Here is a 15,802-nt window from a genome sequence, read left to right on the forward strand (position 1 = left end):
TTTATTGAACCCTGTCGCTTAACCCTGCTCGTCGTAACGGGAGCTGTATGTCGATACCACGTTTGAAGTCTTACTTATCCATAGTCGCCACAGTGCTGGTGCTGGGCCAGGCCTTACCTGCGCAGGCGGTCGAGCTGCCTGACTTCACCCAACTGGTGGAGCAGGCCTCGCCTGCCGTGGTGAACATCAGTACCACGCAGAAGCTGCCGGATCGCAAAGTCTCGAACCAGCAGATGCCCGACCTGGAAGGCTTGCCGCCCATGTTGCGCGAGTTCTTCGAACGCGGGATGCCGCAACCTCGCTCACCCCGTGGCGGCGGTGGCCAGCGCGAAGCCCAGTCCCTGGGCTCCGGCTTCATCATTTCGCCTGACGGCTACATCCTCACCAACAATCACGTGATTGCCGATGCCGACGAGATTCTCGTACGCCTGGCCGACCGCAGTGAACTCAAGGCCAAGCTGATTGGTACCGATCCACGTTCCGACGTGGCTTTGCTCAAAATCGATGGCAAGGACTTGCCGGTGCTTAAACTGGGCAAGTCCCAGGACCTGAAGGCCGGCCAGTGGGTGGTAGCGATCGGTTCGCCGTTCGGCTTTGACCACACCGTTACCCAAGGCATCGTCAGCGCCATCGGTCGCAGCCTGCCAAACGAAAACTACGTGCCGTTCATCCAGACCGACGTGCCGATCAACCCGGGCAACTCCGGTGGCCCGCTGTTCAACCTGGCCGGCGAAGTGGTGGGGATCAACTCGCAGATCTACACCCGCTCCGGTGGCTTCATGGGCGTGTCCTTCGCGATCCCGATCGATGTGGCCATGGACGTCTCCAATCAGCTCAAAAGCGGCGGCAAGGTCAGCCGCGGCTGGTTGGGCGTGGTAATTCAGGAAGTGAACAAGGACCTGGCTGAATCCTTCGGTCTCGACAAGCCGGCCGGTGCCCTGGTTGCGCAGATTCAGGACAATGGCCCTGCGGCCAAAGGCGGCCTGAAAGTGGGCGATGTGATCCTGAGCATGAACGGCCAGCCGATCATCATGTCGGCGGACCTGCCTCATTTGGTCGGTGCGCTCAAGGCTGGCGGCAAAGCCAAGCTGGAAGTGATTCGTGACGGCAAGCGCCAGAACGTCGAACTGACCGTAGGGGCAATCCCGGAAGAAGGCGCCACCCTGGATGCCCTGGGCAACGCCAAGCCAGGTGCCGAGCGCAGCAGTAACCGCCTGGGTATCGCCGTGGTTGAACTGACCGCCGAGCAGAAGAAAACCTTCGACCTGCAAAGCGGTGTCGTGATCAAGGAAGTTCAGGACGGCCCAGCCGCCTTGATCGGCCTGCAACCGGGTGACGTGATCACCCACTTGAACAACCAGGCAATCGATACCACCAAGGAATTCGCCGACATCGCCAAGGCGTTGCCGAAGAATCGCTCGGTGTCGATGCGCGTCCTGCGTCAAGGCCGTGCCAGCTTCATCACCTTCAAGCTGGCTGAGTAATCCGCTAGCCCCATAAAAAAGCCCCGCTGCCGGTTAACGGTAGCGGGGCTTTTTTGTGGGCGGCGGGTCTAGCTCATCATGCCTTTTACCAAGCGCTCCTGTTCGATCAGCTCACGCTGACGGGCGTCGATGCGCGAGGACAGCGGGAAGTTATTGCCAGCACGCCGCTTGGCAAAGTCCAGCTGCTGGATGGCTTGCTGGAAATCCCCCACCAATGCGAAATATTCGGCGCGAGCCTGATGCAGGCCAATAATGTTGCCGGACAAACCGCGGGTTTCAGCAACCTGATACCACACGTCCGGATCGTCCGGCCGCGACTTGAGCAGCCCATCCAGCGCCTTTTCTGCATCGGCGGTACGGTTCTGTTTAAGCAGCAGGTCTACTCGCACCTGGTTCAGCGGATAGTTGCTGGGGTACTGGGTGAGCATGCGGTCGGTACGTTGCTGCGCATCCGGCATGCGGTTGCTGGTGATGTCCAGTTCGATTTGGGCCAGGTTATAGGTGATGTCGTTGGGTGCCTTGGCCAACAGCGGCGCCAGGCTTTCCCGCGCTTCCTTGAGTTGAGTGCCCTTGATCTGGGCGATGGCCAGGCCATAACGCGCCACGTCATTTTTAGGGTTTTCATCCAGCTGTGCCTGGAAGCGCTTGGCGGCCAGACCTGGTGTGTCTTCGTACTTGAGCTGCACCCGTGCGCGAATCAGTTGATAGCGCAGGCTGTCTTCCTTGCCGCCAGGTTTGGCTTGTTCAGCGCGGTTGCGGGTGTCGGCGATACGCGATTCGGTCACCGGGTGAGTCAGCAGGAACTCCGGCGGCTTGGCATCGAAGCGGTATTGACGCATCAGGCGTTCGAACATGGTGGGCATGGAGCGCGGGTCGTAGCCGGCTTTCTCCAGGTTGAGGATGCCGATGCGGTCGGCCTCTTGTTCGTTCTGGCGGGAGAAGCGGCGCTGCTCCTGGATCGCGGCGGCTTGTGAGCCGGCAATCGCGGCGATACCGGCATCGCCGGCACCCGCAGCGGCGGCGATAATGCCGCCAAGCAGGGCGGCCATCATCGGCAGTTGCATGCGTGATTGCGCTTCCACGCCTCGGGCGAAGTGACGCTGGGACAAGTGCGCCAGTTCGTGGGCCAGTACCGACGCGTATTCGCCTTCGGTCTGTGCATTGAGAAACAGGCCGCCGTTGACCCCGACGATCCCGCCCGGTGCCGCAAAGGCGTTGAGCTGTGAGCTGTTGATCAGGATGAATTCCAGGCGCCGGTCATTGACCTGGCTGGTCTCTACCAGCTTGTACACGCTGGTTTCGACGTAATCCTTGAGTTGCGGGTCATTGAGTTGCGAGACCTGGCCGCGCAAATAAGCCAGCCATGCGCGGCCCAGTTGGTATTCCTGTTGTGGCGAGACAATGGCAGAACTGGCGTCACCAAGTGACGGCAGGTCGTCAGCGAAGGCCGGGGAGGCCAGCAGGCAGGCCAGCGTCAGCAGGGTAGGGCGCAAAAAAGTCATGCACAAAGCCTTTCGACAAAGAGCTTACTGTAGCCGGACACTGAGCTTGGGACCAGATATTCTAAGCGGCCCGAATGTTTGCCTGGAGTAACACCATGACCGACGTTGTAGCCTGTGACGCCGAACTCGACGCCAGCGGTCTTAACTGCCCTTTGCCGTTGCTCAAGGCCAAGCTTGCGCTCAATAAAATGGCCAGTGGTGCTGTGCTCAAGGTGACTGCCACCGACGCCGGCTCCCAGCGTGATTTTCGCACCTTTGCCAAGCTGGCCGGCCACAAGCTGCTGCATGAAGAAGACAGCGAGGGTGTGTACCGTTATTGGTTGCGCAAGGCCTGATGGCCTTATCGACGCAGCATCAGGCCTTATTCAGCGCCTGCGCTGCCGCCAACACGGCATCAACATGCCCCGGCACTTTCACGCCGCGCCATTCCTGACGCAGTACGCCTTGGCTGTCGATCAGGAAGGTGCTGCGATCCACGCCCAGGTATTCCTTGCCATACAGCTTCTTCAACTTGATCACATCAAACAGCTGGCAGACCGCCTCGTCCTTATCGCTGATCAGCTCGAAGGGAAATGCCTGCTTGGCTTTGAAGTTCTCGTGAGACTTCACGCTGTCACGCGACACGCCGAACACTTCGGTATTGGCGGCCTTGAATGCGGCGTACTGGTCACGAAAGCCTTGGCCTTCGGTGGTGCAGCCTGGGGTGCTGTCCTTGGGGTAAAAGTAGATCACCACTTGCTTGCCCTTGAGGGCCGCGAGGCTGAAGGTCTGGCCGCTGGTGGCGTGGGCCTCGAAGTCGGCCACGGGTTTATCGATGGCTACCGGCATGGGTGTTTCCTTACATTGGGTTCTGTGGGCGCCATGGCTCGATCAAGGCGTCGAGGTTCAGGGCATCGGCGAAGTCCAGGAACTGGTCGCGCAGCCAACTGATCTGTACGCCGGCCGGCAAGGTCACGGTAAAGGTGGCATTGAGCATGGTGCCGCCGGTTTGTGGCGCCTGGTAGGTGTCACAGGTCAGGTTTTCCAGCTCGACGTTGTGGTCGATAAAGAACTGGCACAGCTCATTGACGATATCCGAGCGGTAGGCCGAGCTGACGTAAGCTACGTACGGCAAGGCCTGGGGGCGGTTTTCCAGGGCGGCGCTACGTACCACGTTGACGGTGAAGTCATGCTTCTTGGCCAGGCCAGGCAGGCCTGTTTCCAGGCGCGCCAAGGCATCCCAGGAGCCAGAAATCTGCAGGACCAGCGCACTGCACTCGCCGTGGCGGGTCAGGCGGGAGGTCACGACGGCGCAGCGGTTCTCATGGCTGGCGCGGCACAGGACGTTGGTCAGCTCCATGGGGTTGGCGCCGAGGGCACTGATAACAAGGAATTGTTCGCGAACTGTGGGGGTGGACATGCAGCCTTCCTAAAGCGATGAGCGGTCGATACCGTGTGGGCTGTATCGATCAAAGGATCAAGGGTAGCGAAAAGCGTCGCCAAGGGCTAGGAGGTGGCGTTTTCATTGCGTGATCAGCCGGCTTCGGGCGGTGCTTTGGCCCGATGATGGCATTGCCCGACGTTTAGTTGCGCCAGAACGCATCCTCACGCGGTACTTCGCTTGTACAAGCATCTTGGCGCCAGTACCATTACGGCTCTCTTTTTCCGGCAGGAGCGGTTGCATGATTGCGGGCAGTATGGTGGCACTGGTCACACCCATGGATGCACAAGGTCGTCTCGACTGGGACAGCCTGGGCAAACTGGTGGACTTCCACCTGCAAGAGGGCACCAACGCCATTGTGGCGGTCGGCACCACAGGTGAATCGGCCACCCTCGATGTGGAAGAGCACATCCAGGTGATCGAGTTCGTGGTCAAGCGCGTTGCGGGCCGCATTGCCGTGATCGCCGGTACGGGCGCCAACTCGACGCGTGAAGCGATCGAGCTGACCAAGAACGCCAAGAAGGCTGGCGCCGACGCTTGCCTGCTGGTAACCCCGTACTACAACAAGCCGACCCAGGAAGGCTTGTACCAGCACTTCAAAACCATCGCCGAAGCCGTGCAGATCCCGCAGATCCTCTACAACGTACCGGGTCGCACCGCGTGCGACATGAAGGCCGAGACCGTGATCCGCCTGTCCACCGTGCCGAACATCATCGGCATCAAGGAAGCCACTGGCGACCTGCAGCGCGCCAAGGACATCCTGGCCGGCGTGAGCAGCGACTTTCTGGTGTACTCCGGTGACGACGCCACCGCTGTCGAGCTGATCCTGCTGGGTGGCAAGGGCAACATCTCCGTGACCGCCAACGTGGCCCCGCGCGCCATGAGCGATATGTGTGCCGCCGCCATCGCGGGCGATGCAGCCACCGCTCGCGCAATCCACGAAAAGCTGATGCCGCTCAACAAGACACTGTTTATCGAATCCAATCCTATTCCCGTGAAGTGGGCGCTGTTTGAGATGGGCCTGATGCCGGACGGTATCCGTCTGCCGCTCACCCGCCTCAGCGAAGCCTGTCACGAACCGCTGCGACAGGCCCTGCGCCAGTCCGGCGTCCTGGTTTAATTGAGGAAGCACTACGCATGAAGCGATTGGCCGGACTTTCCGCACTTGCCTTGATTATCTCCAGCACCAGTGGCTGCGGTTGGGTATGGGGCCCGGAAGGCTACTTCCGTGACCGCGGCAGCGATTACCTGGAAGCGCAAGCAACCAAACCGATGCAACTGCCGCCTGATGTCAATGTCGCCAAGCGCCTTGACCCGTTGCTGCCGATTCCACGTAACGTCGCCGACGACACGGTCAAGGGTGAGTACGTAGTGCCACGCCCACAGCCGATTATGGCCGCGGCCGATGCCAGCGACTACAGCCTGCAGAAAAGCGGCGACAACCGCTGGATCGTGGCTCAGCGCCCGCCTGCCGAAGTCTGGCCGGTGGCGGTGCAGTTCTTCCAGGACAACGGTTTTCGCCTCGACCAGCAACGCCCGCAGACCGGTGAGTTCACCACCGCATGGCAGCAAGGTCGCGAGCTGTCCGCCAACATGGCCCAGCGCCTGCTGGCGGGCGGTGTAGCCGCCGACAGCGAAGCCCGTGTGCGTGTGCGCATCGAGCCCGGCGTGCAGCGCAATACCAGCGAAGTCTATGTAGTCAGTGCCGAGCGGCCTGCCGGTAGCACGGCAGATGTCGATTTCACGCCACGCTCGGTCAACACCGGCGTCGATGCTGCGCTGGTCGACGAGATGCTGGCCAGCATGAGCCGTATCTCCGAGAAGGGCGGTTCCGTTTCCCTGCTCGCCGCCCGTGATTACGACACCCCTAGCCGTGTCAGCCTCACCGAAGACGGCAGCGGCAACGTCGTGCTGAACCTGGGTGAAGACCTCGATCGCGCCTGGGCCAGTGTTGGCCGCGCGTTGGAGCAGGGCCCTTGGCGTGTTGAAGACATCAACCGCAGCCTGGGCCTGTACTACATCAACGTGGCTGAAAAGGCCGAGAAGAAGGATGACGAGCCAGGTTTCTTCGGCAAATTGTTCGGCAGCGCGCCGACCAAGGAAGAGGTCGAAACCCGCGCCGAGCGTTACCAGGTTCGTTTGAGCAAGGTGGGCGAAAGCGTGCAAGTCACCGTCGAGAAGAACATCAACACCGTCGCGCCAGCTGAAACGGCGCGCAAAGTGTTGGGCGTGATTCAAGACAACCTGGGCTGATCCGATGCGTTTTGCCGTTCTCGGCAGCGGTAGCCAAGGGAACGGTACGCTGGTCGCCCACGATGACACGTACGTGCTGGTCGATTGTGGTTTCTCGTTAAGAGAAACCGAGCGGCGCCTGCTGCGCCTGGGGGTTCACCCCACGCAGTTGAGCGCCATTCTGGTAACCCACGAACATGCCGACCACGTGCATGGCGTGGGTTTGCTGTCTCGGCGCTACAATTTACCGGTGTACTTGAGTCGCGGCACGCTGCGCGGGATGCGCAAACCCATAGAGCCGGCAGGCTTCCTGGCCGGTGGTGAGCAGCTGCAAATCGGCGCCTTGAGCGTCAATGTCATTGCGGTCGCTCATGATGCCCAGGAGCCCACGCAATACGTATTCAGTGACGGCCAGCGACGTTTTGGCGTGCTGACCGACCTGGGTTCCTACTGCGCCAAGGTGCTGGAGGGTTACCGGGACCTCGATGCCTTGATGATCGAGTCCAATCACTGCAGGGATCTGCTGGCGCGCGGTCATTACCCTTACTTTCTCAAGCAGCGGGTAGGCGGCGAGCTGGGACATTTGAACAATCACCAGGCGGCGTACCTGGTGTATGAGTTGGGCTGGCAAGACCTGCAACACCTGGTCCTGGCTCACCTCAGCAGCAAGAACAACCTGCCGACGCTTGCCCGGCAATGTTTTGTCGACACCCTCGGGTGCGACCCGGACTGGCTGCAACTGGCCGATCAAGATTCAGGGCTCGACTGGCGACACATCGCCTAGCCCACCTTACTCAAAGCGGAGCCCATCATGGAAAAACGTGAAGAACTCTACCGCGGCAAAGCCAAGTCGGTGTACAAGACCGACGACGCCAACCGCCTGATCCTGCTGTTTCGCAACGACACCTCGGCGTTCGACGGCAAGCGCATCGAACAGCTTGACCGCAAAGGCATGGTGAACAACAAGTTCAACGCCTTCATCATGCAGAAGCTCGAAGCGGCCGGTATCCCGACCCAATTCGACAAACTGCTGGGCGACAACGAGTGCCTGGTCAAGAAGCTCGACATGATCCCGGTCGAGTGCGTCGTGCGTAACTACGCCGCCGGCAGCCTGGTCAAGCGCCTGGGTGTGGAGGAGGGCCTCAAGCTCAACCCTTACACCTTCGAACTGTTCCTGAAGGACGACGCCAAGGGCGACCCGTTCATCAACGAATCCCACGTCGTGGCATTCGGCTGGGGCACCGCTGAGCAACTGGTGCGCATGAAGGAGCTGTCCCTCAAGGTCAACGACGTGCTGAGCAAGCTGTTCGACGACGCCGGCCTGTTGCTGGTGGACTTCAAGCTGGAGTTCGGCGTATTCCACGACGGCTCCATCGTCCTGGGCGACGAATTCAGCCCGGACGGTTGCCGCCTGTGGGACAAGGACACCAAGAAGAAGATGGACAAAGACCGCTTCCGCCAAGGCCTCGGTGACGTGATCGAAGCCTACGAAGAAGTCGCCAAGCGCCTTGGTGTACCACTGTAATCGACGCAAGCATCTGATAGCACGGAAAAAAATCGCTACGGCGCTTTGCATCCATCAATCATGCTGTTATGATGCGCGCCGTTGGAGAGATGCCAGAGTGGCCGAATGGGACGGATTCGAAATCCGTTGTACCTTCACCGGTACCTAGGGTTCGAATCCCTATCTCTCCGCCATTATTGAATAAGGCTAAGCCCCTGTAATCGTTAGAGATTACAGGGGCTTTTTCGTTTCGGTCATATTATTTAGGGCATTTTTAGGGCAAAAACCTTGCCCTGTACACCGCTCTAGTCCGCTCTAAACCCCAGCATTTTTGACACGATACCCGCCATGCTCTTGGTGTCCTTCGGTATCCACCTCCCATAGTGCTTTCTTACCATCGTTGTATCAGCGTGACCGAGTTGGCGGGCTACCCATTCGACAGGTACGTAACTGGACAACATCTGACTGGCGAAGGTATGCCGACACTGGTTTGCGCCTCTATGTCGAACTTCCGCCTTTTTAAGGTGAGCGGTGAACCAGTTGCTCAAAGTCTTGCTGTTCCATAGCAAGCCGCTGGTTGAGCTGTGGAAAAGAAATCTGACCTTCATCTTTTTCGATGTGATGTTGTCGCGCTGAATCACCGCAATTTCTGATATCGGGCTTTTGTTAGCGTCAGCTACTATCTCTCGCATCAGTTGGAGAGCGGGATCAATCATTTCGACGACTCGTACCCTGGATCTTTCTTTGGGCACCTTGAACTCGCCTACCACTAGAGCCCGGCGCACGTGCACCAAACCTAAATCAAGGTCGATATCCTCGACCGCAAGTGCAATGAGTTCGGATAGAGAAAGTCCTGCCCAGCAGTTGAACTCAATCATTCTGGTATCAGCTCGCCGAACGGGATCTGCTCTGCCAATTGCCTCGATCTCTGTGCGGCTGAATGGGTCGGCGTGTTCTAGGTCTACGTCGGCCCCGATGTTACTGATCCTATCCAGAGCGTTAGCTTTCAGGATCCCATCACCGAAGGCGTCAGCCCAAACCCCTCGGACCACGGTAAAAATATCATTCACCGTCTTTGGGGCTAAGCCTTGCTTGAGCAACTGCGCCTGGAACAACTCGATATCGCTCTTGCTGATGTCGACGATCCGGCGTTTACCGAACTTCTTCTCAACGTGTCCAGCCTTGCTTACGTAGTTGATCACAGTACTTGACGCTTTGAGGGCTCGCTGGACTTCTAACCATCGGTCAATGCCTTCCTTCACGGTACGCTTCAGTGAGGGGCCTCCTGTGCCCGTGAACATGGCAGCCCTGGGTGAGTTAGGGAAGTGGGCCGCATAATCGAAGCGACCCTCTTTGATTTCTGCGAGCACGGTACGGCGCTTGTTGTCGGCATAGGCGATAGCTGACTTGTTGACCTTCGCGATCCCCTCCAGTGGCTCACGGCATCGTTGGCCGTTGAAGATGAACCAGATGCGCAACTGTTTACCGTTCATCTCTACGCCGGTCGGCATCTTGTCGATCATGGCTTCCCTTCCATCCAGCGCTCTATGGCTGCACGGTTGTATACGATCACGTTGGCAGGGTCGTAACGCCAGTGTTTGCCCTCAAGCCACAGCCCGCGCGTACGGTATTTACGGACGGCCTCTGTGCTCAGGCCGAACACGGGGTAAAGCAGGTCTTGTCGAAACCAAGCACCGGGCGTGATGTGGAAGTCGAGTTTCTCGGCAGCGCTCATACGGCGATCTCCCTACCATTGCAGGACATGGGTAATTGGGAGGGGTATCCGTGACTAATGAAAGAATGTGCAGGACATTTATCCTCGTGGACTGCGGTGGCGAAAGTGATCAAACTCCTTTTTTGTGTAGTGGCTGGGAGCCATTTATGTGGTCCACTGAGATCAAGTTCAACACCAGTTCGGTGTGCAAAGTCCTCCTGTCTCCTCCTGGAGCCCTTTGTCTTGGAGTTGTAATCACGCTGGTTCTCACTGGTTGGTCTAGGGAGAGTGCTGCAGCGTGGGTTCAGGCTCTCGGAGGGATCGCGGCTGTAGGCGCGGCTTTTTATATTGGGAACAGACAGGCGAGAGATACCGCCCGAGCTCGCCGGCAAAGAGATGAAGTTATATTTCGACTCGTCTGCGGCATAGCTAGGCGAGCCTCCGAAGTCAGCCACGTGCTGTTCGTAAATTTCGATTCGCTGCATGAGACCGATATAGCCAAGCGAGTTGAGGTGCTCACAGAGGCCGAGGAACATTTGATGGCTATGAGGGCTGTTAACCCGGTTGATCTCCCTCTGCCGGATATGGTCGAACCGTTCATGGCTATGCTTGGTGCCCTGGAGAAGGCCACAGTTATGGCCCGGCTCCTCTCCGAGCCCAATGTGGACAGGATGAGGTGCGCAACTGTACTTGCCCATAGCTCCCAAAAGATCAGCATTGCTGCGAATGTTTTGATAAACATGGAGTTCGCGAGCTACTGACTGAAGTTGCTTATACCCCACAGCAGGCTGCGCGAGCGGGCGTTCCTGAGCGTTTAGCGTTGCATCAGCGAGCGCTGCCCCGCGCAGCTTCTCTTGGGGTATAAGTGCCTCGGCAGTGGCGCTTGGAGGAGCAATAATGCCTGCTGCTGCGCAGCAGAGACTGTTTGTTTCTAGCGTGTCGCCACTATTTGCAGTGCGGAGCAAAGCGGACAAGGCGCTGGTGTTGTTCTGTTGGTTCTTCATGCCGCTTTCCTCCGGTGTTCGGTAGCGATTTGGTCCATCAGGCGCTGGTGGTAGGTGTTGCGGGCTTCTGCGGCAGACCATGGGCGGATGGTTTCAACCATGGGTGCGATACCGACCAAACAATCCCAGATAGCCGGATCGGGTGGCATGAGGTCGCGGCGTTCGGTAGCCAGCGCTATCAGGTTGGCCTTGTGGACGCAGGCGGGGAGTTCTGGTGCTATGCCGAACCGATCACAGATGCGCCACCAGATACAGTCCTCGAAGTGCTCATAGGCGCTGATCCATTGCTTGAGTGGCCGCGTCATGTCGCCCAGGTACGCCTCGGGTGCGTCATGAAGTAAGGCCGCGAGTTTGTGTTCTTCCGGCACCAGCTCGGCGACGATGCAGCTGTGCTGGGCCACGCTGTAGAACTCGCGGGTGTGCCCGTTGAAGCGGCACAGGTGGGCCAGGGCGTGCGAGATGTCCCGTGGGTCGATCATGTCGGCGTCGGGTTCGAGCAGGTCAAAGTGTTTGCCTGAATGGGTTAGGATCCAGTTCATGCTGCGTCTCCTAACTCGAAAGGGTCCAGCTGGGCAGCCATGCTCAGTGCCTTGTCACGTAAGGCAAGTGCTTGAGTTGCCTGGTTGTCAGATCTCACTGCTCGGAAGGTGTCGGCCGCTAGCTTGAGCTTTTCGGCAATGGCTAATAGGGTGAGGCGATCCAGTGGCTGATGGTCCAATATCAGCTGCAGGCGCCGACACCGCTCTGAGATCTGCTCCAGAGTGGTGGAGCTCGCTGACTCCCCCTCGTCCATCCCTTCAACGAACCCTTTTGCGTGGCCCTCGTCATAGCCCTGTGCCAGACCATCCGTTAAGCCGCCTCTGTAGCCGATCCAATAAAGGATCGCGAGCGCGATAACGATGGTGATCAGTGCGCAGATTTGAATTACGGTCATGTGGTGTGCTCCTGGTGGTTTTGTTGGCTGGTGGTGGCAGCCGTTGGTGTTACTGCTCTGGCTCGGTGGAATCAGTTTGTAGTCGCGGCATGTCCTCATCCGCCCTGTAAGCGCGGATATCAATCAGTGCCGCGACATGCTTGATGTGGGCATACCTCAACGCCTTGACGCTGTGATCCAGGGTGGTCACCGGCAGTTGAATACGGCCGCTGTTGATCGCCTCCGTGAAAGTCTTCTCGTTGAGGTTTTTGAAGTAATGCACGCGCAGCTTTTCTAGGGGGATAAGCACGTCGCCGAAGAGTTGGTGCAGCATCTCGACGGTTGCGCTATCCGGCGCGGGTTGCAGCCGTAGCGGTGTTTGACTGTTGTTGCTCATGGGTGGCGGCCTCCTTGCGTTTGAGTCGTGATGGGTGGTTCCAGGCATTCACGCAGTGGCGTTTGGTCAGCTCCCGCAGATGCTCCGGCACTTCGAGGAGCGCGGCATTGCGCTCCTCGCGTGTGGGCATGGCGACGATCTGGCGGGCGTACTCCCTAGGCCACGTCACGGTTGTCTGCCGGGATGGCTGGCAGTTCGAGGCCCAACTGACTTGCCAGCCAGGGCATGCCGGCTTGCCGGACCTTCGTCGACTGGCTGTATTGCATTCCGGCGGTCTCGTGGTACCAGTTGCCGTTCTTGATCCGCAGGTATTCCCGGTCCCGTACAGGGAACGCCGGGAGGTTGCGGTCAGTGAGCAAGCCCTTGTCACGCATCAGCGCGATCAGTTTTGGGCGGGTGAGGCCGAAGTACTTGGCGGCCTTTTCCAGGCTACGTTCCATCGCGACCTCCTAGGCTGCATGCGCGGCGGGAGTCGCCACGGCTGCCAGGTGAGTGATGGATTCGGCCACCATGGAGTAGATCTCCACGTCACTGCCGCACACCGTGAAGCACTTGCTGAATGGCTTCTTGACGCCGATGCTCATGATGGTGGTGATGCCAGTGCGGGTTTTGTTGCGATGGATTGCCAGGTTGATAGGTTGCTCAAAACCCATGTCGAGGCTCAGCGCGCCGCCGGTTTGCACAAGGTCGAACACACGCTGCTTGTGTTCAATTTCGAAGACGCCGTAGCGGCGGTCAGCGTGCGGCACAGACGACTGATCGCTTGGACTCGCTGGCCCGTTGACGATCTCCTCGATGAAGTCCGCAAGCTTAAGGTGCATCTTTTTGCTGTTGGTCAGGGTCAGCGTGTGGCGTTCGCTGCCTAGCTCAACGGTGAAGTGTGTGTCGGCTTTGCGGCGCTCAACTCTCAGGCGGAAGGCTAACGCCTCACGCTGAACTTCGGCACGCAGCAGGTGGTTGAAGGTTTCGGTTAGGTTTACCTGGGCCTTGAGCAGGGTCAGGGTACGGTTGTCGAGTTTGTACTTGCTCATGCCGCGTGCCCCCCGCCGTTTGGATCGAACGGGCAGGGCGCGTTGCGTTCTTTCGGCTTAGGTTTGGACACGATGAATTTGCAGCCGAGGTCTTGTGCCAGGCGGCGGATTTCAAAGATGCGGGAGGGGTTAGCAGCGGCCGGGTGGACGTGCAGGGTAGCTGTGGTGTGCATGGTGTTGCCTCGCTCTGTGGTGGAAGAGGGAGGTGAATATCAACCATTGGTTGCGCAAAAGTCAACAACCATAGGTTGATATTTTCGCATTTGTTGATGTCTTCTTGACATTACAGGCGTAATGAATAGATTACCTCAATCTTAAATATTATTTACCGTTGGTAGGGAAAGGGAATGTCTAAAACCTCGGAATTTTATCAAAAAGACTTTTGGTCTGGTCTTTTTCCTATGCAGACAAACCTTCTAATGATTACAAGGAAGGAGAAAGATCTTTCTGATTATGTCTATCAAAAAGTGCTTTCGGAAGATGAAGGTCATAACTTTATTCCTCAGCAACGTGTTCATGCAGACAAACCTAATGGGCATCTTCGAAGAACATTAAAACTAGATCCCGTGGCCGAATACTTTCTATACGATTTAGTCTATAGAAATCGAACGATTTTTAGAAAACCATTCTCCGAAGATAGAAAGTCTTATGGCTATAGGTTTGAAGATGGTGGTGTTGTTCCTATCAGTCAAGCGTACAAAAGTTACAAGCATGATGTGAATCAGAATCTTGCTAAGTTCAAGCATCATCTCAGCTTTGATGTGGCAGGTTTTTTTAACTCTGTGTACCACCATGACTTGGCGCACTGGTTTTCATCGTCCGACAGCGTAACTGAAAAGGACTACGAAGCGTTTGGCAAATTTTTTAGGGAGATTAACGCTGGGCGTAGTGTGGATTTCCTACCCCACGGTTTGTACCCATCGAAAATGATTGGGAGTGATTTTCTGAAGTTCACTGAGCAGTCTGGTCAACTCAAAAGTTCAGTATTGCTCAGGTTTATGGACGATTATCATTTGTTTGACGATAATGAAGATAATGTGAATAGAGATTTTATTAGAATACAGAAGATGTTAGGTGATAAAGGGTTAAATGTTAACCCTCAAAAAACAAGAAAAACTGTGCAAAATGTTCAGGAAAAAGTCTCTGAAATTAGGCAGGAACTTTCTGAAATAATTGAAGTAGAAGTTGGTGAGTCCGTCTTTGGGTCGGGGTTTGAAGGGCCGGAATTTGAGCAGGTAGAGGTCATTTCTGATCTTTCTACGGAGCAAATACAGCGGCTCCTAGACTTTCTTAGAGACGAGGCATTGGACGATAATGATGCAGATCTTATTCTTAATGTCTTAAGGTTTCACTCAACTGACATCAGCGACTACCTTCCATTGCTTTTGGATAGATTTCCAAGTTTGTCTAAAAGTATATTTACGAGCTTAAATAGCTCAAACCCTTTTGTTAGAAAAGTTTCTAATGACAAGATTTCAGTTGCTGTTTTGGATTTTTTGAAGACGGCTGAGTACGTGTCTGAATTTCAGTTGTTTTGGCTCGCGGTAATTACTGAGGTGAGATTGTCTGAAACAAAGCAATACGGGGATATACTGAATTCACTTTATGCTCATTCTTCAGGGAGTATTATAGCAAGAGCTAAAGTTCTCGAGATTCCTACCCAGAAATTTGGAATGAAAGAGCTTAGGGAGGAGCATCTTAAAAATGGAAGCTCAGACTGGTTGTCTTGGTCTTCAGCAATGGGGAGTCGAAGTCTCAAGAAGGCAGAGCGTAACTATGTATTGGCCTACTTTTCAAAAGGCTCTTCTTTGAATCATCTTATATATTCTTGCGTCAAGGATATGGATTAGATTTGGATAACCATCACTCTGGAAGAAAGGTGCCTACTACCTTTCCACAGATATGAGTTTCTTCTGTAATATCAATAATAGGGTATTGCGGGTTTATAGGTTTTAAAAACTGTCGGCCCGCATCCTCCACTAATACTTTAAAGGTGGCTTCATTTGTTCGAGGGACTCTTGCTATGACCCGATCTCCAGTTTTCGCCTCAGCCTCTGGATCAACAAAGATAATGCATCCTGTAGGATAACTTCGTCCTGGTCCCGGGTTCGTCATTGAATCGCCAAGTACCCTTAATGCGTATCCGTTTTCGCTGATTGGCACAGGACAGGACAGCCAGACATTTCCGTCATCATACTCAACGTTTGATTCGCACCATGCGCCCGCTTGTACCCAAGAAATTAGAGGTACTTTTCCGAAACGTCGTGTGATATCACGCACGTTGCTATCGCTGCTGGCGCTTAACTGATGGACGTTTGTATCTCTGGATTGCGATTTTGGTAGTACGCCATATTCAAGCCACTCCCGACGCACTTTCAACCATGAGCACAGCGCGACCATGCTATCTGCCTCGGCGATCGCATCACCATTCAGCCACTTGCTGACGGCCTGCGGGCTCTTATCTACGCCAACGCTCTTCAAATGCTTATGAATATCCACCCCACGCCCCCGGGTGCGTACACCGGCATCGTCGAGTGCTTCGTGAAGGCGCGCCGTGAAGGCTGCCCGTAGCTCGTTCTTATCAACCATGAGTTGATACTC

Annotated in this window: 21 protein-coding genes and 1 tRNA gene; 9 read left to right on the forward strand and 13 right to left on the reverse strand. The window is 56.4% G+C overall.

All coding sequences use genetic code 11. The features are described from left to right. Window positions 1–47: 47 nt before the first annotated feature. A complete protein-coding gene (locus BUE92_RS01320) occupies window positions 48–1,484 on the forward strand; it encodes a DegQ family serine endoprotease (RefSeq protein ID WP_014717365.1) in 1,437 nt (478 codons plus the stop codon). A 68-nt stretch (window positions 1,485–1,552) separates the two neighbouring features. Here the strand turns inward: BUE92_RS01320 and BUE92_RS01325 are convergent, their stop codons facing one another. Next, the gene (locus BUE92_RS01325) at window positions 1,553–2,986 is read right to left on the reverse strand and encodes a M48 family metalloprotease (RefSeq protein ID WP_073521635.1); all 1,434 of its coding nucleotides are present in this window, start codon (window positions 2,984–2,986) and stop codon (window positions 1,553–1,555) included. 95 nt (window positions 2,987–3,081) lie between these two features. Between BUE92_RS01325 and BUE92_RS01330 the strand changes: the two genes are divergently transcribed. Then, entirely contained in the window at window positions 3,082–3,321 is a 240-nt protein-coding gene (locus BUE92_RS01330; protein WP_073521636.1) for a sulfurtransferase TusA family protein, read from the forward strand. A 19-nt stretch (window positions 3,322–3,340) separates the two neighbouring features. Here the strand turns inward: BUE92_RS01330 and BUE92_RS01335 are convergent, their stop codons facing one another. Both BUE92_RS01335 and BUE92_RS01340 read right to left on the reverse strand, forming a co-directional pair. After that, on the reverse strand, window positions 3,341–3,814 hold the full coding sequence (locus tag BUE92_RS01335; RefSeq protein WP_073521637.1) for a peroxiredoxin: 474 nt from the start codon (window positions 3,812–3,814) through the stop codon (window positions 3,341–3,343). A 10-nt stretch (window positions 3,815–3,824) separates the two neighbouring features. Next, a complete protein-coding gene (locus BUE92_RS01340) occupies window positions 3,825–4,385 on the reverse strand; it encodes a glycine cleavage system protein R (RefSeq protein WP_003189463.1) in 561 nt (186 codons plus the stop codon). 262 nt (window positions 4,386–4,647) lie between these two features. Between BUE92_RS01340 and dapA the strand changes: the two genes are divergently transcribed. From dapA to BUE92_RS01365, 5 genes are all read left to right on the forward strand, one after another. Continuing rightward, complete coding sequence (gene dapA, locus BUE92_RS01345) at window positions 4,648–5,526, forward strand: 4-hydroxy-tetrahydrodipicolinate synthase (protein WP_073521638.1); 879 nt, start codon at window positions 4,648–4,650, stop codon at window positions 5,524–5,526. A gap of 17 nt (window positions 5,527–5,543) precedes the next feature. Then, entirely contained in the window at window positions 5,544–6,659 is a 1,116-nt protein-coding gene (gene bamC / locus BUE92_RS01350; protein WP_073521639.1) for an outer membrane protein assembly factor BamC, read from the forward strand. A 4-nt stretch (window positions 6,660–6,663) separates the two neighbouring features. Beyond that, window positions 6,664–7,422 carry an MBL fold metallo-hydrolase gene (locus tag BUE92_RS01355; RefSeq protein WP_073521640.1) on the forward strand — a complete coding sequence of 253 codons (759 nt, stop codon included), beginning with the start codon at window positions 6,664–6,666 and terminating at the stop codon, window positions 7,420–7,422. A 27-nt stretch (window positions 7,423–7,449) separates the two neighbouring features. Next, window positions 7,450–8,163 (forward strand): phosphoribosylaminoimidazolesuccinocarboxamide synthase, encoded by a 714-nt coding sequence (gene purC, locus BUE92_RS01360; protein ID WP_073521641.1) that lies wholly within the window; start codon window positions 7,450–7,452, stop codon window positions 8,161–8,163. Window positions 8,164–8,246: 83 nt separating this feature from the next. Then, window positions 8,247–8,336: transfer RNA gene (locus BUE92_RS01365), tRNA-Ser, on the forward strand. A 111-nt stretch (window positions 8,337–8,447) separates the two neighbouring features. On the opposite strand, the gene BUE92_RS01370 is transcribed toward BUE92_RS01365, so the two are convergent. Further along, window positions 8,448–9,665 carry an Arm DNA-binding domain-containing protein gene (locus BUE92_RS01370; protein ID WP_073521642.1) on the reverse strand — a complete coding sequence of 406 codons (1,218 nt, stop codon included), beginning with the start codon at window positions 9,663–9,665 and terminating at the stop codon, window positions 8,448–8,450. Then, the gene (gene xisR, locus BUE92_RS01375) at window positions 9,662–9,877 is read right to left on the reverse strand and encodes an excisionase family protein (protein ID WP_008036021.1); all 216 of its coding nucleotides are present in this window, start codon (window positions 9,875–9,877) and stop codon (window positions 9,662–9,664) included. The genes BUE92_RS01370 and xisR overlap by 4 nt, the downstream gene beginning before the upstream one ends. Window positions 9,878–10,023: 146 nt before the next feature. Here xisR and BUE92_RS28415 point away from each other — a divergent pair, with 146 nt between their 5' ends. Further along, complete coding sequence (locus tag BUE92_RS28415) at window positions 10,024–10,617, forward strand: hypothetical protein (protein WP_178380670.1); 594 nt, start codon at window positions 10,024–10,026, stop codon at window positions 10,615–10,617. Between the two features lie 239 nt (window positions 10,618–10,856). On the opposite strand, the gene BUE92_RS01385 is transcribed toward BUE92_RS28415, so the two are convergent. From BUE92_RS01385 to BUE92_RS28420, 7 genes are read right to left on the reverse strand one after another with little or no spacing between them, the layout of a single operon-like run. Continuing rightward, window positions 10,857–11,399: a phosphohydrolase gene (locus tag BUE92_RS01385; RefSeq protein ID WP_073521643.1), complete on the reverse strand. Its 543-nt coding sequence runs from the start codon at window positions 11,397–11,399 to the stop codon at window positions 10,857–10,859. Then, entirely contained in the window at window positions 11,396–11,794 is a 399-nt protein-coding gene (locus BUE92_RS01390; RefSeq protein WP_073521644.1) for a hypothetical protein, read from the reverse strand. The genes BUE92_RS01385 and BUE92_RS01390 overlap by 4 nt, the downstream gene beginning before the upstream one ends. 49 nt (window positions 11,795–11,843) lie before the next feature. Continuing rightward, entirely contained in the window at window positions 11,844–12,170 is a 327-nt protein-coding gene (locus BUE92_RS01395; RefSeq protein WP_073521645.1) for a pyocin activator PrtN family protein, read from the reverse strand. Beyond that, a complete protein-coding gene (locus BUE92_RS27360; protein WP_081372155.1) occupies window positions 12,121–12,339 on the reverse strand; it encodes a hypothetical protein in 219 nt (72 codons plus the stop codon). The genes BUE92_RS01395 and BUE92_RS27360 overlap by 50 nt, the downstream gene beginning before the upstream one ends. Beyond that, window positions 12,326–12,610, reverse strand: a complete 285-nt coding sequence (locus BUE92_RS01400) for a phage antirepressor KilAC domain-containing protein (protein WP_065929208.1) — start codon at window positions 12,608–12,610, stop codon at window positions 12,326–12,328. The genes BUE92_RS27360 and BUE92_RS01400 overlap by 14 nt, the downstream gene beginning before the upstream one ends. Before the next feature lie 9 nt (window positions 12,611–12,619). After that, window positions 12,620–13,201 (reverse strand): hypothetical protein, encoded by a 582-nt coding sequence (locus tag BUE92_RS01405; protein WP_073521646.1) that lies wholly within the window; start codon window positions 13,199–13,201, stop codon window positions 12,620–12,622. Further along, window positions 13,198–13,374, reverse strand: a complete 177-nt coding sequence (locus BUE92_RS28420) for a hypothetical protein (protein ID WP_178380671.1) — start codon at window positions 13,372–13,374, stop codon at window positions 13,198–13,200. The genes BUE92_RS01405 and BUE92_RS28420 overlap by 4 nt, the downstream gene beginning before the upstream one ends. Before the next feature lie 174 nt (window positions 13,375–13,548). Here BUE92_RS28420 and drt5 point away from each other — a divergent pair, with 174 nt between their 5' ends. After that, window positions 13,549–15,051, forward strand: coding sequence for an antiviral reverse transcriptase Drt5 (gene drt5, locus BUE92_RS01410; RefSeq protein ID WP_073521647.1), 1,503 nt, complete (start codon window positions 13,549–13,551; stop codon window positions 15,049–15,051). Between the two features lie 13 nt (window positions 15,052–15,064). On the opposite strand, the gene BUE92_RS01415 is transcribed toward drt5, so the two are convergent. Next, entirely contained in the window at window positions 15,065–15,790 is a 726-nt protein-coding gene (locus tag BUE92_RS01415) for a LexA family protein (protein WP_073521648.1), read from the reverse strand. Window positions 15,791–15,802: the final 12 nt, after the last annotated feature.

Source organism: Pseudomonas fluorescens, assembly GCF_001902145.1.
In the GTDB taxonomy this organism is placed as follows: Bacteria; Pseudomonadota; Gammaproteobacteria; order Pseudomonadales; family Pseudomonadaceae; genus Aquipseudomonas; species Aquipseudomonas fluorescens_BV.